This is a genomic window from Streptomyces sp. NBC_01622 (assembly GCF_045209635.1).
GTDB lineage: Bacteria > Actinomycetota > Actinomycetes > Streptomycetales > Streptomycetaceae > Streptomyces.
On the sequence record NZ_CP109293.1, the window covers coordinates 999011 to 1022390 of the forward strand.

At 71.3% G+C, this 23380-nt stretch carries 20 protein-coding genes and 1 pseudogene; 8 read left to right on the forward strand and 13 right to left on the reverse strand.

The window, feature by feature from the left end:
• Window positions 1-289: 289 nt before the first annotated feature.
• Both OH768_RS04545 and OH768_RS04550 read left to right on the forward strand, forming a co-directional pair.
• Window positions 290-3562 carry an FtsX-like permease family protein gene (locus tag OH768_RS04545; protein ID WP_406450259.1) on the forward strand — a complete coding sequence of 1091 codons (3273 nt, stop codon included), beginning with the start codon at window positions 290-292 and terminating at the stop codon, window positions 3560-3562.
• A 23-nt stretch (window positions 3563-3585) separates the two neighbouring features.
• Window positions 3586-6420 carry a hypothetical protein gene (locus OH768_RS04550; protein ID WP_406450261.1) on the forward strand — a complete coding sequence of 945 codons (2835 nt, stop codon included), beginning with the start codon at window positions 3586-3588 and terminating at the stop codon, window positions 6418-6420.
• Between the two features lie 13 nt (window positions 6421-6433).
• Here OH768_RS04550 and OH768_RS04555 read toward each other — a convergent pair whose 3' ends face one another.
• From OH768_RS04555 to OH768_RS04565, 3 genes are all read right to left on the reverse strand, one after another.
• Window positions 6434-7420, reverse strand: coding sequence for an ABC transporter ATP-binding protein (locus OH768_RS04555; protein WP_406450263.1), 987 nt, complete (start codon window positions 7418-7420; stop codon window positions 6434-6436).
• Window positions 7421-7528: 108 nt separating this feature from the next.
• Window positions 7529-8260 carry an ABC transporter ATP-binding protein gene (locus tag OH768_RS04560; protein WP_406450265.1) on the reverse strand — a complete coding sequence of 244 codons (732 nt, stop codon included), beginning with the start codon at window positions 8258-8260 and terminating at the stop codon, window positions 7529-7531.
• A gap of 150 nt (window positions 8261-8410) precedes the next feature.
• Complete coding sequence (locus OH768_RS04565) at window positions 8411-8572, reverse strand: hydrophobic protein (protein WP_406450267.1); 162 nt, start codon at window positions 8570-8572, stop codon at window positions 8411-8413.
• 147 nt (window positions 8573-8719) lie between these two features.
• Here OH768_RS04565 and OH768_RS04570 point away from each other — a divergent pair, with 147 nt between their 5' ends.
• The 3 genes from OH768_RS04570 to OH768_RS04580 all read left to right on the forward strand — a co-directional run bounded on the left by OH768_RS04570 (window position 8720) and on the right by OH768_RS04580 (window position 10864).
• Window positions 8720-10075: an NAD(P)/FAD-dependent oxidoreductase gene (locus tag OH768_RS04570; RefSeq protein WP_406450269.1), complete on the forward strand. Its 1356-nt coding sequence runs from the start codon at window positions 8720-8722 to the stop codon at window positions 10073-10075.
• A 35-nt stretch (window positions 10076-10110) separates the two neighbouring features.
• Window positions 10111-10452 (forward strand): hypothetical protein, encoded by a 342-nt coding sequence (locus OH768_RS04575; RefSeq protein ID WP_406450271.1) that lies wholly within the window; start codon window positions 10111-10113, stop codon window positions 10450-10452.
• A gap of 106 nt (window positions 10453-10558) precedes the next feature.
• On the forward strand, window positions 10559-10864 hold the full coding sequence (locus OH768_RS04580; RefSeq protein ID WP_406450273.1) for a hypothetical protein: 306 nt from the start codon (window positions 10559-10561) through the stop codon (window positions 10862-10864).
• Between the two features lie 28 nt (window positions 10865-10892).
• Here the strand turns inward: OH768_RS04580 and OH768_RS04585 are convergent, their stop codons facing one another.
• On the reverse strand, window positions 10893-11771 hold the full coding sequence (locus tag OH768_RS04585) for an RNA polymerase subunit sigma (RefSeq protein WP_406450275.1): 879 nt from the start codon (window positions 11769-11771) through the stop codon (window positions 10893-10895).
• A gap of 189 nt (window positions 11772-11960) precedes the next feature.
• Here OH768_RS04585 and OH768_RS04590 point away from each other — a divergent pair, with 189 nt between their 5' ends.
• Window positions 11961-12221: a WhiB family transcriptional regulator gene (locus tag OH768_RS04590; RefSeq protein WP_406450277.1), complete on the forward strand. Its 261-nt coding sequence runs from the start codon at window positions 11961-11963 to the stop codon at window positions 12219-12221.
• Between the two features lie 14 nt (window positions 12222-12235).
• Window positions 12236-13837, forward strand: a complete 1602-nt coding sequence (locus OH768_RS04595; protein ID WP_406450279.1) for a cytochrome bc complex cytochrome b subunit — start codon at window positions 12236-12238, stop codon at window positions 13835-13837.
• Between the two features lie 74 nt (window positions 13838-13911).
• On the opposite strand, the gene OH768_RS04600 is transcribed toward OH768_RS04595, so the two are convergent.
• The 4 genes from OH768_RS04600 to OH768_RS04615 form a co-directional block, all read right to left on the reverse strand.
• Entirely contained in the window at window positions 13912-14658 is a 747-nt protein-coding gene (locus OH768_RS04600) for an SDR family oxidoreductase (protein WP_406450281.1), read from the reverse strand.
• Window positions 14659-14732: 74 nt separating this feature from the next.
• Window positions 14733-16433, reverse strand: a complete 1701-nt coding sequence (locus OH768_RS04605) for an L-aspartate oxidase (RefSeq protein WP_406465138.1) — start codon at window positions 16431-16433, stop codon at window positions 14733-14735.
• A gap of 106 nt (window positions 16434-16539) precedes the next feature.
• A complete protein-coding gene (locus tag OH768_RS04610; RefSeq protein WP_406450283.1) occupies window positions 16540-17454 on the reverse strand; it encodes an RNA polymerase sigma-70 factor in 915 nt (304 codons plus the stop codon).
• Window positions 17455-17568: 114 nt separating this feature from the next.
• The gene (locus OH768_RS04615) at window positions 17569-18498 is read right to left on the reverse strand and encodes a UTP--glucose-1-phosphate uridylyltransferase (protein WP_406450285.1); all 930 of its coding nucleotides are present in this window, start codon (window positions 18496-18498) and stop codon (window positions 17569-17571) included.
• Between the two features lie 675 nt (window positions 18499-19173).
• Here OH768_RS04615 and OH768_RS04620 point away from each other — a divergent pair.
• Window positions 19174-20322, forward strand: a complete 1149-nt coding sequence (locus OH768_RS04620) for a hypothetical protein (protein ID WP_406450287.1) — start codon at window positions 19174-19176, stop codon at window positions 20320-20322.
• A gap of 52 nt (window positions 20323-20374) precedes the next feature.
• On the opposite strand, the gene OH768_RS04625 is transcribed toward OH768_RS04620, so the two are convergent.
• From OH768_RS04625 to OH768_RS04645, 5 genes and pseudogenes are all read right to left on the reverse strand, one after another.
• Window positions 20375-20734, reverse strand: a complete 360-nt coding sequence (locus OH768_RS04625; protein ID WP_406450289.1) for a 4-oxalocrotonate tautomerase family protein — start codon at window positions 20732-20734, stop codon at window positions 20375-20377.
• Window positions 20734-21276, reverse strand: coding sequence for an alpha/beta fold hydrolase (locus tag OH768_RS04630; RefSeq protein WP_406450291.1), 543 nt, complete (start codon window positions 21274-21276; stop codon window positions 20734-20736). Before OH768_RS04630 ends, OH768_RS04625 begins: the two co-directional genes overlap by 1 nt.
• Window positions 21277-21692: 416 nt before the next feature.
• Complete coding sequence (locus OH768_RS04635) at window positions 21693-22250, reverse strand: TetR/AcrR family transcriptional regulator (protein ID WP_406450293.1); 558 nt, start codon at window positions 22248-22250, stop codon at window positions 21693-21695.
• A pseudogene (locus OH768_RS04640) lies at window positions 22142-22876 on the reverse strand (hypothetical protein); the annotation flags it as partial. The pseudogene OH768_RS04640 and the gene OH768_RS04635, both read right to left, overlap by 109 nt.
• Before the next feature lie 21 nt (window positions 22877-22897).
• Window positions 22898-23335: a MarR family winged helix-turn-helix transcriptional regulator gene (locus tag OH768_RS04645; protein ID WP_406450295.1), complete on the reverse strand. Its 438-nt coding sequence runs from the start codon at window positions 23333-23335 to the stop codon at window positions 22898-22900.
• Between the last annotated feature and the right edge of the window lie 45 nt (window positions 23336-23380).

Below are 23380 nucleotides of genomic sequence, written 5' to 3' on the forward strand. Positions count from 1 at the left end.
CCGCCCGAGCCTGAACACAACCTGAACGCGGCGGCCGAAGACCTGGTCAGCGGCGTGCGGCCGGTGGTAGAAGCACCGCTCCCGCGCCTCAACTGAGGCCACGCACAGGTCAGTTCGCGGGCGCCGGCGATCGGCGTTTCTTGCGTCGCCCGAAGCGTGCCTGGTAGGACTGTGGCGCGCCGTACGTCACATGTTCGATTCTGCGGGGGTTCATGTGGTCGCCACGGCCGTCAGGTCTTCGCCGCGGCGAGGCCCGGGTGCTCCGCGTCCGGCCCGGCGCCGGCTCCCCGTGGTCGCCAGGCGGGCCGCGCAGCACGGGCTGGTGCTGGCCGCCGTCGCGGTGACCGTGCTGCTGTGCGCGACGGCACTGGCCGCCCTCGCGGCGCTCGCGGGCAGTTCGGTGCAGGCCGGTGCCGTACGGCGGCTGGCCGCCGACCTCGACGCGCAGGTGAACGTCAACGCGTCCTTCCGGGCCGGAGGCATGGCCGCCGCCGACCGCGATGTGCGGGCCGCCGCCGACCGGGTGTTCGCCGGGGTGCCGCAGCGGACCTATGTGGGGCTGCTGGGCACCTCGCCGGTCTCGGTGACGGGGATCGACGGGGTCGCGGGCCCACCGCGCACGCCCGGAGGCGCCGGGCTGCATCCGGTCGCGGTGCAGGACGGGGGCGGGTTCGGACGGTTGGTCTCCGGGCGGTGGCCCGCCGGTACCGCGGACGCCCCGGCCGGCGCGTTCACCTCGCTGCCCGAGGTCAGGGTCTCCACCGGGTCCACCGCCCCGGTCGACACGGCGGTGCCGGACGCGCTGGCGAAACGCCTGGGCATCGGCCCCGGCTCCAGTCTCCGCGTGCAGGACGCCTTCAACCGCGCCATGACCCTGCGGATCACCGGTGTCTTCCGGGCGATCGGTGCCGTCGGGTTCTGGCCCGCGATGGCCGGCGACCTCGCCCAGGGAGAGACGGCCGACCAGGACCTGCTGGTGGTCTCGCCGTCGGCTCTCAACGGCAGCGCCGTCCTGAACGGGCATCTGACGGCCCACTGGAGTGTGCAGCCCGACCTCTCCCGGCTCGACGCGGACTGCCTCACGGCTCTGCGCGACCGGCTGCGCGCCTTCTCCGGGAGCCAGAGCCGCGTGTCGGTGTTCGGCGGGCACCAGCCGTCGCTGGCCGATGTGACGGTGGCCTCCGGACTGCCGGGCGCGATCGACGACTTGACGGTGCCGACGGTGGCGGCCCGGTCCTCGCTGTACCTGCCGAGCGTGCTGCTGGCGGTCCTCGCCCTGGCCACCCTGGTGCTGGCCGCCCGCGAGCTGACCGTGCGCCGGCGCGAGGAACTGGCGCTGCAGCAGGCCAGAGGCGCCGGAACCCCACGGCTGCTGCGCGGCGCGGCGGCCGAGTGGGCGCTCACCGGTGTCCCGGCCGCTGTCGCCGCCCCCTTCCTGGCCGGGTTGCTGCACCCCGGCAGGCGGGGCACCGACGCGTGGGCGGCCGTGGGTCTGACCCTGCTGGTGCACGCGGCGGCGGTCCTGCTGCCCGTACTCCCGTCGGCACGGTCGCGGCCGACCCGAGGCGCACGGGCCGCCGCCGCACAGCGGCTGGGCGCCGACCTGGCCCTGCCGGCCGTCGCGGCCCTGGGCTATCTGGAGTTACGGCGGCACCATTCGCTGATCGCCGACGTGGGCACCGGCAGCGCCTCCGCGGACCCGGTGCTGGTCCTGGTGCCGACCCTGGTGGCCGGTGCCGCCGCGCTCCTGCTGCTGCGGCTGCTGCCGCTGACCTCGCTGCTGCTGGACGCGTTCGGCAGGCGCGGCCGGGGTCTCGTACTCCCGCTGGCGGGCTGGCAGTTGGGCCGGCGGGCCGCGCGCAACGCGGGACCGGTGGTGCTGATGTGCCTGGCCATGTCGGTGAGCGCCTTCGCCACGACCGCACTGGCATGCCTTGGCGGTCTGGCGTCGGAGCAGGCCGCGTTCGCCGTCGGCGCGGACGTGCGGATCACCCCGTCGGCGGACGACGGCTATCCCTCCTCCGTCCTGGGCGCCGCCTATCGCGCGCTGCCGGCGGTGACCGACGTGGCCCCGGTGACGCGGTCGACGGTGAACCTGCCCGGCGGCGCCACCGAGGACCTGGTCGGCACGGTCGGCGGGCCCGCTCCCCACACCCCCACACCGGTCGTGTTCGGGATACCGCTCCCCGGGCGTCCGACCGCGCTGCTGCTGGACGAGCGGCTGCGCAGCGACGGCAGCCGCGTCGCACCGAGCCTGGAGGTGACCGTGCAGGACGCGTCCGGCCTGGTCAGCGTCGTGACCACCCGGCTGCCCACCGCCGACGGAGCCAGACACACCGTCGCGATCCCCCTCGGCGTGGCGCTGAGCGGCGGCCACCCACGGGCGTATCCGCTGACGGTGACCGCCATGAACGTCCTGCCACAGCCGAACACGCCTCCCGCGCGGCTGGACCTGGAACTGATCCGGGTCGGCGCGCGCGACACCACGGACAGCTGGGTCACCCGGCTCCCCGGCGGGCAGGTCTGGGCCGACGGCACGGACCACGCCGCCGACTCCACCGAGGGCGCCTGCAAAGGGCAGTTGGCCGACAGCTACGAACCAGGCACCTCCGGGGTGTGCTCGATCGCTCCCGGCGGCACCAACGTGCTCCGGACCGTCATCAGCACCGGCATCCGGCCCTCCCGGGCGACCTCGGACGCCTTCGGCGGTCTGTCCGACAGCGATTACGACACCCAGGCCGGCAGCCAGGTGCGGCTGGTGGCGGGTCCGGCGGGCGGTCCGGCGCCGCTTCCGTTACGCGCCGACGCCACGACGCTGCGCGAGGCACGGCTCAGCGTGGGCGGCACCACCACCCTGGACCTGGGCGACGGCCGGGTCACCGCCCGGATCGTGGGCGAGGTCGACTCGCTGCCCGGACTGGGCCGTGGTCAGGGGCATCTGATCGCCGATCAGCGGCAACTCGCCACCGCGCTGACACGGGCCGGCGTGGACCAGGAGGATCCCGCGTTCTGGTGGCTCGGCAGCACCGACAGCGTGCGTACGGCCGCCGCCGTGGCGGCGCAGCCCGCGCTGGGCCGGGTCACGACCACGGCGCGCACCGCCGCGTCCCTCCAGGCCGACCCGTTCCGCGAGGGGCTGCGCCGGACGCTGGAACTGGTCCGCTATCTGGCCCCCGGTTTCGCGGTCATCGCCTTCACCGCGCACGCGGTGGTCTCCACCCGGCAGCGGCGCAAGGAGTTCGCCCTGCTGCGGGCGATCGGCGTCCGCGCCAAGAGCCTGTCCGCGCTGCTGGGCGCCGAGCAGCTGAGTCTGGCGCTGTTCGCGGTGGTCCCGGGGGCGTTGATGGGCATGGCCCTGGCAGCGACGGTGCTGCCGCTGGTCACCGTGGACGACAGCGGACAGACCCCCTATCCGCCGCTCCCGCAGATCATCCCCTGGGGCACCGTGGCACTGACCGCGCTGGCGACCGCGCTCGCCATCAGCGCGGTCGTCCTGGCACTGGCCCGACTGCTGTCCCGGGTGGACCTGGTGCGAGTGCTGCGAGCGGGGGAGGACCGTTGAGCCGTACGGCCGGAAACGAGACGGTGACGCGACCCGTGGGCTCGGCGGTGACGCGCCGCCTGATCCGCAAGGAGACCCGAGGCGACCTGCCCCTGCTGGCCTGCCTCGCGGCGCTGGTCCTGGCACTGACGGCACTGTGCGCCTGGGCCCCCGCCTTCGCGGGCGGCCAGGAGGACCGGGCGCTACGGCAGCGGGTCGACGCGGCGCAGTCCGAGGCGCCCCTGATCAGCCTGAGCACCACTCCGGAGGTCTTCAACACCCAGCCGCCCGCCGTGGACATGGCCACCCTGCTCGGCGCCGGCCCCACCCTCACCCAGCAGCTCGGCGGCGGAGCCGCCCGGCACCTGGCCTTCACCGGCGGCGGCAGCTACGACTACGACCAGGCGTCCCTGCTCTCACCGCGACCGCCCGGACCGGCGAACACCAGCACCCAGTTGACGGTCAGCCATCTGCCGTCCGCGCGGGCCCATCTGCGCTACGTCAGCGGCCACGCCCCCGCCGACCGCACACCGCTCGCCACCGCGCCCCAGATCGGGTTGTCGCAGACCACCGCGCGGGCGCTGGGTGTCCGGGTCGGCAGTCGGCTGACGCTTGAGTTCGCCAAGACGCCCGGGGTGCAGAACGCCCCGCCCCAGGCGCAGTTGCTGGTGAGCGGGGTCTACCGCACCACGGCCGCGACCGACGGCTTCTGGACCGGCCGGGAGAGCCTGGACCAGCCGTCGCGCCACCCCGAGGAGCGTTCCGCGGGCACCGTGCTCGCCGTCCGCGGTCTCGTCGGCCTCGACGCCGCCGACCTGCTGGCCGGCGCCGGAGTGGGCGGCCCGCGCGTGACCTGGCAGTTGCGCGCCGACCTGTCCGGGGCGGCGCTCGGCCGGGCCCGCGCCCTGACCGGACCGCTGTCCCACTACAGCGCGGACCTCAGCGCCGCCCTGTGCCAGGGGGTGGACCCGATCACCGGCGACACCGGCTGCCAGGTCGGCGGGCAGACCACCGGACCGCTGCTGCTGACCGACTTCCTGACACCGATGCTCGCCGCGTTCACCGAGCAGGACCGACAGGCCAGATCGCTCGCGACGTTCGCCGTCGACGCACTGGCCGCGGTCGCGCTGGCCACCGCGGCCGTAGCGGTACGACTGCTGCTGCGCCGAAGGCAGGCGCACCTGCGGTTGCAGCGCGCGCGGGGCGCGTCCACCGCGCGGTTGGTGCTGCTGCGCTGCGCCGTGGCCTGGCCCGTGGTGCTGACCGCCGCGCTTCTCGGCTGGGCGGCGGGACGGGCCCTCGCACCCGCCGGCACCTCCGGATCGCCGCAACCGGTGCCCGCCGCCCTCGCCACCGCCGTGGTGGCGCTGACGGTGCCGCTGATGACCTGGCTCGCGGTCCGCGAGCCGCGCAGGCCCGGCCGGCTGCGGCGCTCGCGCCGGAAGACGGTCGTCGGCCGACGCCTCGTCCTGGAACTGACGGTGCTGCTCACGGCGGCGGCCGGGGTGGTCGCGCTGCGCTCGCAGGGCCCGGACGGGATTCTGGGCACGGTACCGGTGCTGGTGGCGCTGGCCGTCGTACTGCTCCTGCTGCGGATCTGTCCGCTCGTCCTGCGTCTGGTGCTACGACAGGCCCGGCGCGGCCGGGGAACGGTGGGCTTCGTCGGCGCGGCCCGGGCCGCCCATGACGCCCCGGCGACCGGGCTGGCCCTGTTCGTCCTGGTGCTGACCCTGGGGACGGCCGTGTTCGGCGGCCTGGTGCACCGTACGATCGACGAGGGTCTGACCACGGGGGCCGCCTGGACCACGGGCGCCGACGCGAGCGCGACCGTGTCCGGGACCGCGGCCTCCGCCGGCACCACGGCGCCCGGGGCCGCCACCACCGGGATACGGACCGCCGTCCAGCGGCTGCGCATCCTCGACCTGGCGGGACAGGCCGACGGCGCGGCGATCCCGCAGGTCGCCGTGATCACCGTGGATCCCCGCCGACTGGCCGCCGTCGCCCCGAAGTCGCCACTGGCCGAAGCCCTCCTGTCAGGGCTGGCAGGGACCGGCGCCGACGCGAGCACCCCGCTGCCGTCCCTCCTCTCCCCCGGTCTCCGGGCGAGGGAGCGCACTGGCGGGTTCACCACGACGGTCGTGACCCCAGGACAGCCTCCGGTGGACCTGGCCCTCAAGCCGGTCGGCACCCTCACCGCCGCGCAACTCGACGACCCGCTCCTCGGGCCGGTCACGGCGCAGCTCCCCGCCGGGACGCCCCTGCTGATCACCACCGCCGACGCCGACCGTCTGCTGCCCCAACAACCGTCGGGAAGCACCGTGTTGCTCCTCAAGGGCGACACTCCCGCCGGCACCGAGCCCGCCGCACTGCGGTCGGCGGCGGCCAGGGCGCTCGGGCCGCCGGCCCGGATCCGCGTCCGCTCCGAGACGCTGAACACCCTGCGCGCGGACGGCCTGACGCGCGGGCTCGGCACGATCTACACCGTCACCTCGATCCTCGCCGCGCTGACGGGCCTGCTCGCGCTCGCCCTGGAGCTCACCCTCACCTCCGACGAGCGCAGCCGCACCACCTCGTTCCTGCGCACGCTCGGACTCGGCGGCAGGGAAGCCGGGGCACTGCACTTCCTGCAACTGCTGCCGCTGGCGGTGGCCTCGGCGGCGGGCGGCACACTGCTCGGACTGCTCGAACCACGGCTCATGGCGGGGACGTTGGACCTACGGCAGTTCACCGGCGGCCCCGCCCAGCCGGCGCTGCGGACCGACTACTCACTGACCCTGGCCCTCGTCGCCGGCGTGAGCGCGCTGATCGTGACGGCGGCGGCCACCGAGACGGTCCTCGCCCGCCGACGCCGGTTGGGGGCCGTACTTCGCCTGACGTGAACGGCTGCGCCCGCTAAATCGCGTCCTCGGCCTCGGACTTCGCCCGGCGGGCGGCCTCGTCCGGCCATACGCCGATGTGGTCGCTCTCCAGGGCCAGCCGCACCCGCTTGCGCATGTGCAGACGTTCGGTGAACTCGCCCGGCAACTGCAGCCGGCCGCTGGCGTCGAGGACCGCGTATTCCTCGGCGGTGAGCACATCGACGCCGTCCTCGCCGGTGGCGACCCGGCGCAGTACCTCGGTCGAGGTGCGGCCGTTGCGGATCAGCACGGTGCGCTGGACCTGCTCGGACACCAGCGCGTCGTGGGTGACCACGATCACGGTGACGCCCAGGTCCTCGTTGGCCCGGCGCAGTGCGGCGAAGACCTCGTCGCTGGTGGCGGTGTCGAGTTCGCCGGTGGGTTCGTCGGCGAACAGCACCCGGGGCTGGTTGGCGTTGGCGACGGCCACGGCGACCCGCTGCTGCTCGCCGCCGGAGAGGGTGTCGGGGTTGCGGTCCCGGCAGTGGCCGACGGACAGCAGGTCGAGCAACTCCTCGGCACGGGCCCGCCGTTGGGAACGCTTGACCCCGGTGTACGTCATCGGAAGCATCACGTTCTCGGCCGCCGAGAGGTAGGGCAGCAGATTGCGGGAGGTCTGCTGCCAGACGAAACCCACAGTCGTACGGCGGTAGTTGAGCCGGTCTCGGCGCTTCATGGCCAGCAGGTCGTGTCCGGCGACCTCGGCGGCACCCGCGGTCGGCACGTCCTGGCCGGAGAGTATGCCCAGCAGGGTGGACTTGCCGGAGCCGGAGGCACCGATCACCGCGATCATCTCGCCGTCGGCCACGGCCAGGTCGAGCCCCTGGAGGGCCTGCACTTCGACGCCCTCGGTCTGGTAGATCCGCACCAGGTTCTCGCAGACGACCAGGCCCTCTTCGCGGCGCGGGGCGGCAGCCGCGGTGGCCCGCCGCCGCAGCTCGTCCAAGTCCGGTGCCCCGGTGGGCCGTTGATGAACTGCCACGCGGTCTCCCGGGAGGTGAAGTCTGGCGCTGACGCGGTGGGACAGCGGCCAGGCTAATGCGGAATTCCAGGCGAGGGGCGGTATCCGCCGGGCCGAGGGCGGGTGCTGTCAGCTGTCCTCGACGATGCGGCCGTCGCGGAGTTCGAGTACGCGGTCGGCCAGCGCGAGGAGTTGGGTGTCGTGGGTGGCGACGAGGGCGGTGACGGACTCGCTGCGGACGACGGCACGCAGCAGGTCCATCACGGTGAGACCGGTGTCCGCGTCGAGTTGGCCGGTGGGTTCGTCGGCGATGATCAGGGCCGGGTTGTTGGCGAGCGCGCGGGCGATGGCGACGCGCTGCTGCTGGCCGCCGGACAGTTCGCCGGGACGCTGGTCGGCATGGTCGGAGAGTCCGACGAGGGAGAGCAGAAGGCCGACGCGGGCCTCGCGCTCGCGGGCCGGGACCTTCCGCAGCCGCAACGGGACCCCGACGTTCTCGGCCGCGGTGAGAATCGGGATGAGCCCGAAGGACTGGAAGACGAAGCCGATACGGTCCCGGCGCAGCGCCAGCAGGCCGTCCTCGCCGAGGCCGGCCAGGTCGGTGCCGTCCAGGGTGATCCGCCCGCCGTCGGGAGTGTCGAGCCCGCCGACCAGGTTGAGCACGGTGGTCTTGCCGGAGCCGGACCGGCCTCTGAGGGCGACGAGTTCACCGCGCGGCACGCTGAAGGAGACACCGCGCAGGGCGTGCACGGCGGTGTCACCGCTGCCGTAGGTGCGACGCAGGTCCTCGACCACCACCATGTCGCCGGTTGCCGCCCCGACATCCACAACTGCACCACGGCCACCGGCCAGTTCGCCCATGCACCGTAGGGTACGCCGGACCCGACAGTGGATGCCGCGTCACTCGACAACAACTCCCCCGGGAGAAAAGGGGGACCGGCGGACAATCCCGCCGGTCCCCCTTTCCGTTTCGTTTGCACGGGAATTATTTCCGCGCGCCGAAAAGCAGCGCTACCACCGATACCAGCGGCCGCTCCCGCCCCTCGGACGGGCCACGAAACCGACGAGCCACAGCACCAGCACCACGATCGCGACCCACCAGAGAATCTTCAGCGCGAAACCCGCACCGAAGAGAATCAGGGCCAGCAGAAGAACAAGAAGCAGGGGAATCATGGTTTTCGACCTCCGATCCTCCGTGTGCCCGCCCATTCCTCGTTCACGCCCACGGATTCCCCGCACGGTGCCCGTGACCGCCTCGCATGTCACATCTGGGGTGCCCGCACGGTCTATGTAGTGACGGACAACGAAGCAGAGGGAATCATGCGAGAGATTCTGATCGTCGGCGGCGGCTACGCGGGCTTCTACACCGCATGGGGCCTGGAGAAGAAGCTGCGTCCGGGCGAGGCTCGGGTCACGGTCGTCGACCCGCGCCCGTACATGACCTATCAGCCCTTCCTGCCGGAGGTGGCGGCCGGCTCGGTGGAGGCGCGGCACGCCGTCGTCTCACTGCGGCGGCATCTGAGCGGTACCCGGCTGATCGCGGGGACCGTGAACGAGATACGGGCGGCGGACCGTACGGTGACCGTCCGCCCGGTGCGCGGGGACGCCTACGAGCTGCGCTACGACATCCTCGTGGTCACCGCCGGAGCCGTGACCCGTACCTTCCCCATCCCAGGACTCGCGCAGCAGGCCATCGGTCTCAAGCACGTCGAGGAGGCCGTGGCGGTCCGTGACCGGCTGATGACGGCGTTCGACCAGGCCGCGTCGCTGCCGCCCGGCCCCGAGCGGCAAAAGCTGCTCACCGTCACGTTCGTGGGCGGCGGGTTCTCCGGCGTCGAGGGCTTCGGTGAACTGCTCTCGCTGGCGACCGCGATGCTCATGTCCTATCCGGAGCTGACCGCCGACGACCTGTTCTTCCACCTGGTCGAGGCCCGGGACCGCATCCTGCCCGAGGTGAGCGACAAACCCGGTGCCTGGGTGGTGCGCGATCTAGAGCGCCGGGGCGCACATGTCCACCTCAACACACAGCTGCTGTCCGCCGAGGGTGGCCATGTCGTCCTCTCCGACGGGGAGGAGTACGACTCCACGCTGATCGTCTGGACCGCGGGCAACGCCTCGAACCCGGTCGTGCACAACCACACGGACCTGCCGGTCGACGAGCGGGGCCTGCTGCTGGTCCGCGCCGATCTGCGCGTGGGCACGGACGGCGAACCGGTGCCCGACGTGTGGGCGGCCGGCGACGACGCGTCCGTTCCCGACCTGGCCTCGCCGGTGCCGGGCGCGCGCACGGTGCCGAACGCCCAGCACGCCGTACGGCAGGGCAGGCTCCTCGCCCGGAACCTCGTGGCCGGCCTGCGCGGGAAGCGCGTCCGGAACTACCGCCACAGCAGCCTCGGCGTGGTGGCGTCACTGGGGCTGGGGCGGGGAATCTTCCAGTACAAGGGCATCGTCATCAAGGGATTCCCGGCATGGTTGATGCACCGGGGCTATCACGTGCTGGCGGTGCCCAGTTGGGAGCGGAAGATCCGCGTCCTGGCGGTCTGGCTCACCGCGGCGCTGACGGGCCGGGACCTTGTGTCCCTCGCCTCCGTGCAGCATCCCCGGGACGCCTTCGTCACGAGCGGGCGCACGCAGGGCCAGGATGTCGGCCGTACGAAGGAAGGGAGCACGGCATGACCGCGCGGGGTTCTCGTTTCCACCGGGGGTACGCCATGACCGCACGTGAGGAGGCCGCTCGCGGCCTGAGCGACATCGAGGGCTTTCTGTACCGGGAGGCTCATATGGGAGCGGTGTACCGCCGCGTGGCGGACCTCACCGCGCGGGTGGAGGGGCTCTCTCCCGAGCAGCAGCGGGACATCGGGAAGTGGTACGTCGACGAGCAGAGGCATGTCGCCCGCATGGTGACCGACCACATCGCCGAACGCGTCGACGCGTTGGAAGCGCGGCACCAGGCACGGATCCGGCAGTGGCTGCGGGGCACGCTCGTCGCCATGGTCCTGGTCACCCTGGCGATGAGCGCCTGCGTCGTGGTGATCCTCGGCTCGTCGCACTGACCGCCGCGCGCCGCGCGAACCGTCTCCCACCCCGACCGACGACCTCGACGAGGCAATCGCCCTCTTCGTACGCCACCGCAGGCGGCTCTTCGGGATCGCCTACCGGATGCTCGGCGGCGCGGTCGAGGCCGAGGACGTACCCGTCCGGGCATCAACGACCTTCTGCCAGCGCGGCCAGCCGGAACCCGTCGACACGAGCGTGGACGCGGCCGAGCACCGGCGCCTGTTGAGCGCCTTCGTCGCGGCGGCCAGGACGGGAGACGTGGCGTCACTGGAGGCCCTGCTCACGCCCGATGTCGTCAGCCTCTCGGACGGCGACGGCATACGGGGCCGTGCCCGGGTGGCCGGGCTCTCGGCCTATCGGCAGTTCTGGCGGGAGGCGGAGCCCGACACCGTGCCGGACGGTGTGTGACGGCGGCGGCGCGACGTCCTCCCCGCTGTCACGGGCGCGCGTCCGTGCCGGTGCCGCGGTCGGTGTGGGGCTGGTTCCAGGGCCGCAGTGTGTCGGGGTCGATCACGACCCAGAACTGGGCGACCCGATTGTTCGCGACGTCGAGGCTGATGACGGCGGTGACCTGGCGGCCGTATCGGGCTACGAGGCCGGTCCGGCCGTTGACGGAATGGGTGCTCAGGGTGGTGTGCGGGCGGCGGGCCAGGAGTGTCAGCAGGTTGTCGGCGACCGGCCGGCTGCCGTGGAGCGGTCCGGTCAGCGCCCGTATCTTGCCGCCGCCGTCGAAGAACGCCGTGACGTCCGGGCACAGCAAGGATGTGAGCAGTTCGCCGTCTTCCGTGAGGCACGCCCGGTGCACTGCGCGGACGACGGTGTCGTGCTGCTGCGGTGTCGTGGAGCCGGTGCGCCGCGACTGCAGCGACTGCCTGGCCCGTGCGGCGAGTTCGGCGACTTCCGGCTCCGTGCGGCCCACGATGTCGGCGGCCGTACCGGGGGCCATCCCGAAGGCGCGGAACACGAACGCCGCGCGCTCGGCCGTCGGCAGCGACTCCAGCGCGGTCAGGACGACCCGGCCCGCTTCCTCCTCCGCCTCCGACGGCCGTCCGTGCCCCGTCTCGTGGCCGGCCGCACCCCGGCCGGGCAGTGCGAGCCGGCCCAGGCAGATTCCGCCGACGGTCTTCGCCAGCCAGGACCGGGGAACGGCGACCTGCCTGCGTGCGGCGCCGGACAGCCCGTACCACCGCTGATAGGCCTCGTCGACGACGACTTCGGCCGCGCCCTGGTCGCCCAGCATCCAGTGGGCGACGTCGAGCAGGTACCGGCGCTCCTCCCACAGCTCGGCGATCGGCACCGCATCACCCTGGTCCACGTCGCACCCGCCCTCTCGCTCACACGGCCCCGCACACGGCAGGGGTATGGGCTCACCCCTTAAGACCGGGAACTCCCGGTTCTTGTGACACGGGCCCGCCGTGATCGCATGTCACACATTCGGCGGCTGCCCGGTCTTACAGGGCAGCACCGCATTTTTTCCTTGACTGCCGAACGAGGTGACCATGCCATGCACTGGCGTGAACGGGCAGCGTGCCTGCACGTGGATCCGGAGCTCTTCTTCCCCATATCCAACAGTGGTCCCCCACTTCGGCAGATCGACGAGGCGAAGGCCGTGTGCGGCCGGTGTCCGGTCGCGGAGCAGTGTCTCGAATGGGCGATGCGAGTGGGGCAGGCGGATGGCATCTGGGGCGGAACAACGGAAAGGGAACGCCGTGCGATGCGCGGACTCGACATCTCGCGCGCACAACGCTGCCCGAGCGATCTATGAGGGGCGGCAGCGACATGGGCAAAGGTGAAAGGCTCGCCGACTGGGCCGACGGGCGTCTGGGCGTCCACCGCCTGGTCAGAGAGAAAGCGCGACGGGCTTTTCCGGACCACTGGTCCTTCCTGCTGGGAGAGATCTGTCTCTACAGCTTCGTCATTCTCGTCGTCACGGGCGTGTATCTGACCTTCTACTTCCATCCGTCGATGAAGGAGGTGCAGTACAACGGCAGTTACGCACCGCTGCGCGGCCAGCTGATGTCGGAGGCGTTCGCCTCGACCCTGCACATCTCCTTCGACGTCCGCGGCGGTCTGCTGATCCGGCAGGCCCACCACTGGGCGGCGCTGATCTTCGTCGCCTCCCTGCTCGCCCACATGATGCGGGTGTTCTTCACGGGCGCCTTCCGCAAGCCGCGCGAAGTCAACTGGGTGTTCGGATTCCTGCTGTTGGTCCTGGCCATGTTCGCGGGACTGACGGGATACGACCTCCCGGACGACCTGCTGTCCGGGACCGGTCTCGCCGTAGTGAACGGAACGATCCTTTCCATTCCGGTCGTGGGAACGTATCTGTCGATGTTCCTCTTCGGAGGCGAGTTCCCGGGCCATGAACTCGTGGCCCGTTTCAACACCATCCACGTACTGGTCATCCCCGCCCTCATGCTGGGCCTCCTGACCGCCCATCTGGCCCTGGTGCTCTACCACGGACACACCCAGTACCCGGGCCGCGGACGCACCAACAGCAATGTCGTGGGCGTGCCGGCCAAGGCCCGCGCCGTCAAGTCGGCCGGGTATTTCCTGCTGGTGACCGGCGCTGTCTTCGTCATCGCCGCGGTCGCGCAGATCAACCCCGTCTGGCAGTACGGCCCATACCGCGCCGACCAGGTTTCGGCCGGGTCGCAGCCCGACTGGTACATGGGGGTGGCGGACGGACTGCTGCGGGTGATGCCGGGCTGGGAGATCAATTTCTGGGGTCACACCCTGGCGCTCGACAACCTGATTCCGCTGACCGCGGGTGTCGGTTTCTTCCTCGCCCTGGGCGTGTACCCGTTCATCGAGTCCTGGGTGACCCGTGACAGGCGCGCCCAGAATCTGCTGGACCGACCGCGTAACCAGCCTGTACGAACGGCACTTGGCGTCGCCTGGCTCAGCTTCTATGCGGTGGCCCTGATCGGCGCGGGGAACGACATCATCGCCGTTCGTCTGCATGTCGCGGTCGAGTCGGTGACCTGGGCTGTCCGCATCGGTCTCTTCCTCGTGCCTGTCGCGGCCTATTCCGTAACGAAGCGATGGACGCTCGGACTTCAGCGCGGCGACCGCGACAAAGTACTGCACGGCCGCGAGACCGGCATCGTCAAACGCCTGCCCGACGGCGAGTTCGTCGAGGTGCACGATTCGCTCAGCCAGGAACAACTCCACCTGCTCACCCAGCACGACCAGTACCGTCCGCTCGATCCCGGCACCGCGAACGCGGCGGCGAACCCGAACACCGTGTTCCGCCTCGCCCGGATCCTGCGCGCCCGGCTCAGCCGGAGTCTCTACGGCGAGGGCGCGCAGATCACCAAACCGACGGCACAGGAATACAAGGACCAGAACGCGCCGGCCAAAGAAGTCCGCCTTCGGTGAGCAGCGCCACGGCGCATGCTGCAAAAAAATCGGGTGGCCCTTTCGGAGGAAAGGGCCACCCGGAACGACGAACTCTACTTCTGCCGCGTCAGCCAGTCGGCGAACCGCGTACCGGCGATGTGTGCGTCAGGTCCCGGCAGGAGCGTGTTCTCCTCCAACTCGGCGCCCCAGTACGTCGCCTGCGGGTCTGTGACGATCTTGCGCGGGTCGTCCTGGGCCGTGAGCCCCATGCGGATGAACTCCTCCAGCTGGAACGCCTCGGGACCGGCGACCTCCACCACGCCGCCCACCGGGTCCCCGACCGCGGTGCGGACGACGGCCTCGGCGACGTCGTCGGAGACGATGGGCTGGATCTTCGCGTCGGGCAGGTGCACGGTGTCGCCCTCGGTGACCCCGTCGGCGAGTCCCTTCGCGAACTCGAAGAACTGGGTGGCGTGGACGATGGAGTAGGGGTTGCCCGACGCCTTGATCAGGTCTTCCTGGACCTGCTTGGCGCGGAAGTACCCACTCCCCTGGAGGCGTTCGGTGCCGACCACGGACAGCGCCACGTGATGCGCGACGCCCGCCTCGGTCTCCGCCTTCAGCAGATTCGTCGTCGAGGCGCTGAAGAAGTCCATGACCGCCTGGTCCTCGAACGACGGCGAGTTCGACACGTCGACCACCACCGACGCGCCCTTCAGGACCTCGGCCAGTCCCTCGCCCGTCAGCGTGTTGACGCCGGTGCTCGGCGCCCCCGCGACCACCTCGTGTCCGTGCTCGCCGAGCCCGGCGACCACCTTCGAGCCGATGAGCCCGGTTCCACCGATCACTACGACCTTCATGACGGAATTCCTTTCGGGTCTGTCTGATACCTGCATCAATAGAGACCAGGCACGGGATCTGTCTGTGACACGACCTATTCCACGAGTTTTCCCGTGGTCGAGACTTCCTCCATCAGGGCGGAAATCTCGTCGGGGACGGCCGGAACGGCTTCGCGCGTGACGCCCGCCGTCGGGGACCACACGAGATTCACCCGCAGCGCGGAATCCGGTTCGGGATAATCGCTGCGGTTGTGGCAGCCACGCGTCTCGCGGCGCTCCAGCGCCGATTCGAGGGTGGCCCGGGCCGCGAGGGCGGCCGACTTGAGATCGAAGGCGTGCGCCAGATCCTGATAACCCGCGATGTCCGGGTGGATGCCGACGGCCTCCATGCGCTTCTCGATCACCGCGAGTTCCGCCAGTCCGGCACGCAGGCCGTCCTCGTCGCGTACGACACCGGCGTGCTCGGTCATGGTGTCGCGGATGGCACGTTGCAGGGCCCGCACGTTCTCGGGCCCGTCGGCGGCGAGGAGTCCGTCGATCTCGGCACGGGCCTCGGCGACGGCCGACGCCGACCGCGGCTGCGCGGTCAGGGACTGCGCGTACGCCGCGGCGGCCCGGCCGGTGAGGCGGCCGAACACCAGCAGTTCGATGAGGCTGTTGCCGCCGAGGCGGTTGGCGCCGTGCAGCCCGCTCGACGCCTCACCGATGGCGTACAGGCCGCGTACATCGGTGCTGTGGTCCTCGGGGCGCACCCACACCCCGCCCATCGAGTAGTGCGCGGTGGGCGCGATCTCGATCGGATCGCGGGTGATGTCCAGCATCTGCAGGTCGAGCAGGGTCTGGTAGACGCGGGGCAGCCGCGTCATGATCGTCTGCCGGGGCAGGTGCGAGACGTCGAGCCAGACACCGCCGTTGGGCGTGCCGCGCCCTTCCTTGATCTCGGTGTAGGCGGCCAGGGCCACGCGGTCGCGGGTGGAGAGTTCCATGCGCTCGGGGTCGTAGCGGGCCATGAAGCGTTCCCCGAGCGCGTTGCGCAGGATGCCGCCTTCGCCGCGGGCGGCCTCGCTGACCAGAGTGCCGGCGGCGTTCTCCGGTTCGATGATGCCGGACGGGTGGAACTGCACCAGTTCGGCGTCGCGCAGCCTGGCCCCGGCCTCAACGGCCAGGCGGAAGGAGTCCCCGGTGTTCTCGTCGCGCCGCGAGGAGGTGCGCCGCCAGATGCGGGTGTGGCCGCCGGCCGCCAGGACGACCGCGTCGGCGTGGATCACATAGCGCCGTCCGCTCGTGAGGTCGAAGCCGTACGCGCCGAACACGGCGCCTTCGTGAACCAGCAGCCGGGTGATGTACACCCCTTCCAGCACCGGGATGTGCAGTTGCTCCGCGCGCCGGATGAGGGTGCGCTGGATCTCCAGGCCGGTGTAGTCGCCGGCGAAGGCGGTCCTGCGGAACTTGTGCGCGCCGAAGAAGCGCTGCGAGATCCGGCCGTCCTCCTCCCGGGCGAAGGCCATGCCGTAGCGCTCCAGGTCCTCGATGCCCCGGGCGGCGCCCCGGGTGACGATCTCCACGGTGCGGGGATCGGCGAGGAGGTAGCTCTCCTTGAGGGTGTCGGCGGCGTGCTGCTGCCAGCTGTCCTCGGGGTCCATGGTGGCCAGCGCCGCGTTGATGCCGCCGGCCGCGAGTGCCGTATGGGCGTCGTCCTTGGGGCGCTTGCCGACGGCGAGGACGTCGATGCCGGCCTCGGCCAGTTCGATCGCCGCCCGCAGACCGGCCCCTCCGGTGCCGATCACCAGCACCATGGTGGCGAGACGTTGTTCGGTGACAGCCACGGTCCACTCCGATCACTGGGGCCTTCATCCAGTACGACCGGGTAGCCCCGCGATCTGTGACGGCTGACGGGAGTGTTCAGGAAGAGGAGGTGCTGCCGCTCTCCAGCGAGGCCACGTAAGGTGCCAGTTTCTCCGGATTCATGACCCACATGGCACGCTCGATGCCACGTTCCGAGATGTCGAGGGTCAGCAGCACCACCGCCGTTCCCCCGGCCGAGACGAGGGCGGCCGGCCCGCCGTTGGCCTCGACCCAGTGGATCTCCTTCTCCGGCCAGAAGCGCGGCGCGAACGCGGCGAGGTACCTGGAGACGTGCGCCAGGCCGACGACCGGGAACTTGGACGCCCCGCGCAGCCCGTTCCCGTCGGTGTAACTGACCACGTCCTCGGCGAGGATGTTTTCCAGCACGGCCAGATCGCCGGTCTGTGCCGCGGCGAGGAAGACCTCCATCAGCCGCCGGTGCTCGGTGGCGTCGACAGGCTTGCGGCGCTCCGACGCGACGTGTTTGCGCGCGCGGCTCACCAGTTGACGCGTATTCGTCTCGCTGGTCTCCAGCATGTCCGCGATCTGCTGGTAGGGGTAGTCGAAGGCTTCGCGCAGCACATAGGCGGCCCGTTCCACGGGGTTGAGCCGCTCCAGCAGGAAGAGCACCGCCGTGTCGAGCGCCTCGGCCCGCTCGGCGCCCAACTGCGGATCGGCGCGCGTGTCGACCGGCTCCGGCAGCCAGGGGCCGACGTACGACTCGCGGCGCACCCGGGCGGACTGGGCGACGTTGAGCGCCAGCCGGGCGGTGACCGTGGCGAGGAACGCCTTCGGCTCACGGACGACGTCACGGTCGGTGTGCTGCCACCGCAGCCACGCCTCCTGGAGTACGTCCTCCGCCTCCGTGGCGCTGCCGAGCACGCGGTAGGCGATCCCGAAGAGCTGGGGACGCGCCGCCATGAAGACGTCCGCCGCCTCGTCGAGGGATTCCGTGTCGTCCCCGATACCCATGCGTGCCGCCTTCAGTTCCGACCCGGTTCGCGCAAACGCCTGCTCATGCTACGGCGGCCCTCTCACGCTGCTCGCGCTCGGCGGGTTCCGCGACAGGCGCGATCGTCACGCCGGTCAGGTGCTCGTCTTCGCCTGGGCAGCGGCAGCGCGGTCGATGTCGAGTTCGGCGACCAGGCCGCGCAGGACGGGTCCGTACTCGGGGTGGGCGAGCGCGAACGCCATCTGGGCGACCATGTAGTCGGCCGGATTTCCGGTGTCGTACCAGCGGCCCTGGATGACCTGTCCGTACACCGCGCGGGTGGCGGCGTAGGCGTTGATGGCGTCGGTCAGGTAGACCTCGCCGGTCCTCGTCTCGTACCAGCGGCGGGTCTGCTCACGCAGTTCGTCGATGATTCCGGGGGTGACAACGTAGCCGCCGATGGCCGCGTACGACGACGGCGCGGCGGCGGGCTCGGGCTTCTCGACCAGGCCGGTGATGCGCAGTTGTCCGTCCCCGAGGTCCTCCTTGACGATGGGCACCCCGTAGCGCTGGGAGTCGACGGGGTCCATCGGCATGAGGGCCAGCACCGGGCAGCCGGTCTGCTCATAGGCGCGGACCAGTTGCTGGGCACGGGGGACCTCGGCCACGAAGACGTCGTCGGGCCACAGCACGAGCACCGGTTCGTCGCCGAAGGCACGGGCCGCGTTCAGCACGGGGGTGCCGTTGCCGTAGGGACCGTACTGGTCGAGGTAGGTGATGTGGCCCCGCCGGGCCAGCTCCGCGACCTCCTCCACCGCGTCCGCGTAGGCCGTCTTGCCGTCTTCGCGGAGTTGGTCGACGAGGGCGGGGTTGGGGCGGAAGTGCTCCTGGATCAAGGACTTGCCGCCCGAGACGACGATGGTGATGTCGGTGATGCCGGAGTCCACCAGCTCGCGGACGGTGTGCTCGATGACCGGCTTGTCGCCGACCGGCAGCATCTCCTTCGGTGTCGCCTTCGTCAGCGGCAACAGCCGGGAGCCGAGCCCGGCGGCGGGAATCACGGCCCTGCGAATCGTCGGGGACATCACGTCTCTCTCCGGTCGAGCGTCATGTGCCCTCGGCAGGCACACCCCGCCGACGCTACCAACGGCCTGCGCCGAACCCCGCGCGGCGCTCGAGATGAAGATCGAGTACAAGCCACGCACCCTGGCGCGGCCGTTCCGTCGGGACAGCGCAGAGCGAGCAGTCACCGCAACGGCGGCGAGCAAGGAAACCGCGGCGCTCGTCCCGCCGTCACGGCGCACCATGCCGGGCAGTCTCCCGGGAGTGCGGCAGCGGGACGGGCCGTCGCGGTCTGACCACTTGTCACGCGTCCGGCGCGGTCCCGCTCGCCGGGCCGCCGGCCAGTCGAGTCAAGGCCCGCTGCGCGGGCGGCACGCCTGCTCTTGCGCGGGCCGAGGCCCATCGAGTGGCGTTTCCACATCTCGCACCTGCGCGCCGTCATCCCGTACGCGCTGCAGACCACAGCGATCGAACTCCCCGTCATCGGCACGCTCCCGGACAAGAGGGACACACGAGCGACGGACCGGAAGCCTGACCCGCGACGGCGAGTGACGACACGCAGAACCGATAGAGATCCGGGCGGGGAAGTGTCGGCCCGCGCGCGGGCCGACCGGCCTTGTCGAGGTCGCGCCACCCTGCGAACATCTGTTCAGCGCACGCTTGTTGCATCGTGAGGGATCACGAAGGGGGAACAGGGCATGGCGTTCTGGCGGCGGGGAGACCGGCACGACCGAAGAGACGGCTCGGAACCGCCACGCTCACCGGGGACGCCGTCGCCCGGGTCCTCTTCCGCCCGGTCCGTCTTCACCTACGACCCGCTCGACGGGCAGCCCGGCACCGAACCGCTCGCCACGCTGCGGAGGGGCGCCCTGCTCAGCGCCGTGGACCAGGCCAACGACGCGGTGGACGCCGCGCACGGCGACTGGTACGCCCTCGCCAGGAGCGCCGCCGTCCTCGGCCGGACGCAGTACGGCAGCGGCGACGCCGAACTCGCCGTCGCCGCCTACGACCAGGCGGTCCGTCTCTACAACGACAACTCCCGCGCCATGGGCCGCGGCGACGATGCCGTCACCGGGCTCGCCACCCTCGTGGACTGCGCGGGCCGGGCCATGCTCCTCCACCACAGCCAGGGCCGCCGCAAGCTGGCGGACTCCGCCTTCGACGTGGGACGCCTCTTCGCCGAGTTCCTCGCCGGCAACGGAGTGACCGCCTCCGCCTCCCAGCTCCTCGGCCGCCGCGCCGCAGTCGTGCAGCGCACCGGGCAGCCCCGCAGCGGCCTGCTGGACCCCGGAATCCTCTCCCAACTGGACCCGCAGGACACCCTGCGCGAAGCCACCTGGGCCGTGACGGAGTACCTGGATGCCCCGGGCCCGCACACCCTGGCCGAGGCCCTGCACGCCACCGGCGCGGAGCAGCAGCTCTGGGCCACCAATCTCGCCGAGGCGCTGACCGTGAACGGGGGCCGCAAGACGGACTGCTGGTCGCCCACCCTGCGCGGCAGCCACCTCGGCTTCCTGCCCGCCGCCGCCCAGGCCGTGTCCCGCGCCCTCGGCGATACGACGGGCACGGCCGGGGACGGCTGGCGCCTGACCGGCCGCGAGATCCACATGTGCTACTCGGTGGCCTCCGGCCACGGCGAGCTGCGCTTCACGCTCAAGGACCACGCCGAATACTGGGGCGGCCTCCTGCTCGCCCTGGGCAAAGACGCCCTCCGCACCGGCCACACCGCGCTCGCCTCCGACTGCGGCGACTGGCTCCGCGGAGTACTCACCCAGGCCGCCCCACACACCCTGATCGCCCCCTGGGGGCAGGAACTGCACGCCGGCTCCCAGCAACTGCCGAGCTGAGACCGCCTCCCCGTGGAGCGCGGCGGCTTCCCTACGGCGGTCAGCCGAGTCGCTACGCGTTCTTCGCGGCGGCGATCTCGGCAAGCTGAGCGCGTGCGGCCGACACCAGGTCCGCGTTCGTGTGAGCGCGTCCGGCCAGGCCCCAGCCTCCCTCGGGTGCCTCGGTGAGAAGGACCCAGGTGCGCTCCGCCAGGGAGTCGTCCCCTGACGCGGCGGCGACGAGATCGGTCAGTCGGCGCACCACCGCGAGCTGCTTGTCGCGGTCCAACGCGCCCGCGGTGGTGAGCACTTGGACACGCACATATGTACCGTCGCCGTCGACGTTCGAAAAAACCTCCCCGGAAATCTCGTGCACGAAGGCGGCGGTGTTCTTGCGGAACATCGGAATGTCGGGGACGTGCTCGATCTCCATCAAGGCTGCCGCCAGGTCACGGGCGCGGCGCCCCAAAATTCCTTCACCGGCGCCCCCGTCGCTTCTCCACGCACGATCATCACGTCGTCCGAGATCCTGCGCGCCTCTTCGACAGTCATGAAGGACTCGTCACTCTTTGTCATCCGACCTTGCCTCTCAATAGGTGAGGGATAAACCGGGTGGAGGCTGGAGCCAGCCGCCGGCGATGAACTGGACCGGGTCCTCTCCAGGGTTCTCACGGATGCCGTAGACGGCCCGGGCCGTCGCATGCCGTCGGCGTCGGTCGTCGCTTCCCCGATCGCGCCGATGATGTCCGGCGCCCGGCCGTGCATGCCCGGGGCGCCCTGGGGTGCGGTCGAGGCCAGGACCAGCTTTCCCGCCAGCGACGGCCTTGTGAGTGCGAGCTCCTGGGCGACGAAACTGCCGATGGAGAAGCCGAGCACATCGACGTCGTCGAGCCCGAGTGTCTCGACGAAGACGCTCGCGTCGTCGGCCATCTGCGCGACGGTGTGGGGGGGTGGTCCCGGTGGTTGCGCCCACACCCGCGTTGTCGAAGACGACGACGTCGCGTGCAGCGGCCAGCGCGTCGATCAGATCGGGATCCCAGTTCTCCAGGTTCCCCCGGAAGTGCTGCAGCAGAACCAGCGGGCGCCGGCCCCTCGGCTCCAGTACGCGTAGCTGATTCCGTTCGTTCCTTCGACCGTCGAGGTCTGGACCTCCAGCTACTTCACACCGGCCTCCAATGTCCGTCCGAGCGGCGCGCCGAGCGGCAGGGCAGGAGGCTGCGACGGAGTCCTTCGGGCTGCATACGCTGCCCGGCGCCCGGGGCACGCCTCGTTCGGTCCGGAAGCAGGATGGATCAGCGGTGGGATGCTCGGCCCTCACCCATATAGGTGAGGGCGTTAGATCCGGCGGACGGATCCCGAGTACGGAGCCACGATCATGCGGTTCGCCGGCTTCAGAGTTCGTCCACGTAGGCGTTCGTGTCGATCTCGGACAGGGTCCAGGGCAGGAAGATCACGCGGTAGATGATCGGGGCCACCACCCGGTCGATGACATCGTCACCGCTGAAAGCGCCGCCGGACCGCGCGGCGAAGGCCGCCGCCTCCGCCCGCCTGTCGTGCAGACAGTCCGACTCGCTCTCACCGGCCGCGGCGGCCCCGCCCCGGAGGATGGCGGCGTTCACCGGAACGCTGTAGTGGCTGACCAACTCCCTTGCCCACGCGGCCAGATCGGCCCGCACGTCACCGGTGTCGGGGAGGTCGCGGTCGGGGTCCAGCCGATAGGTCGCCAGGTCGTTGATCATGGTCCGGGCGTCGCCCCACCGCCGGTAGACGCTGGAGTGATTCACTCCGGCACGCTCCGCGACCATCGGGATGGTGATCGCGCCACTGCCCCGTTCGGCGATCAGCTCCTCGACGGCCTTCCGGATGGACGCGAGAACGGCGGCGCTACGGCCGCCGGTGCGGCGGAACAGATCACCGACCTCATGGCCGGCGGCGAGGCCATGGCCCATCTCGAAGCCGAACTGGCCGCAATGGAGCTGCAGGCCCAGACCGATTCCTGACGGGCACTCACAAACGTCGGTCGAAAGACATGCGGTACGTGGCCGGCAGGCCCCGCCCGGCGTCCGGACTCCGCACCACCGTCCGGGTCGGTCATGCGGTTCCCGCCGGGTAGGACCATCCCGGCGGGAACCGTATGTCCTTCTTCCTGAGCGGCGCGGCGCGGGAGAAACGCACAGGCGATACGAACCCGGCCGAAGCACCGGGCAGTCACGCTGCCACGGCCTGCGGCCCCCTTCCCCTTCTCCTTCCCCGCCCGACCGGCAAGAGGGCGATCCGACCCGGATGCCCGCGCCGCGCCTCGGAGATCACCAGCCCTCGCGCCACCCCCTCCCCAGCACGGAGGAAGGGGCCGACCGGCTCGTCGCCCGCGAACGACCGGCCGACCATGCCACCGCCCGTCCGGGGCCACCACCACGGTTCCGCCTGCCGACAGCGGGCCCCACGCTTCGCGGACCGAGACGCCGAACGCGTGCGGCGCGTGGCACAGGACTCGCGCGTCCGTGAACAGATCCCGGCAGATGTCCGTCACCGGTCCCACGACACCCGTGCGGGTCACGGCCACGCCCTTCGGTCTCCCCGTCGCACCTGCCGCTCGTCAGCTCAGCCGTCTTGCGGCCCGTTGCAGCAGTGTCCGCAGCAGAGCCGACTCCTCGGTGCCGAGGGTGGTCACGATGCGCTCCTGCTCGCGTTCGACGGCGGCGGTCCAGCGGGGCAGCGCCTCGCTTCCCCGCTCGGATGCGAAGACCAGGACACGCCGCCGGTCCTCGTCGTCCACCCGCCGCAGGACGAGACCGAGGGACACCATGCGGTCGACGACCTTGGTCAGGGTCGGCGCCGTCAGCAGAGCGAACTCGGCGACTTCGGCCATGGCGTGGCCGGCACCGTCACCGAGGATCGACAGCACGCGCCACTCCTCCAGCGTCGTGCCCTCCGCCTTCAGCGCCTCACCGAGCCGTTGGACGACGCCACGCTCCACGAGCGTGAGCGCTCGCGCCAGGTCGCGTTCGGATACGGCCGCCGGGGTCGTGGTCATTGCCCTGCCCAGTGTCGTCATGGTGTGGGGTGGTCTGCGGCAGTA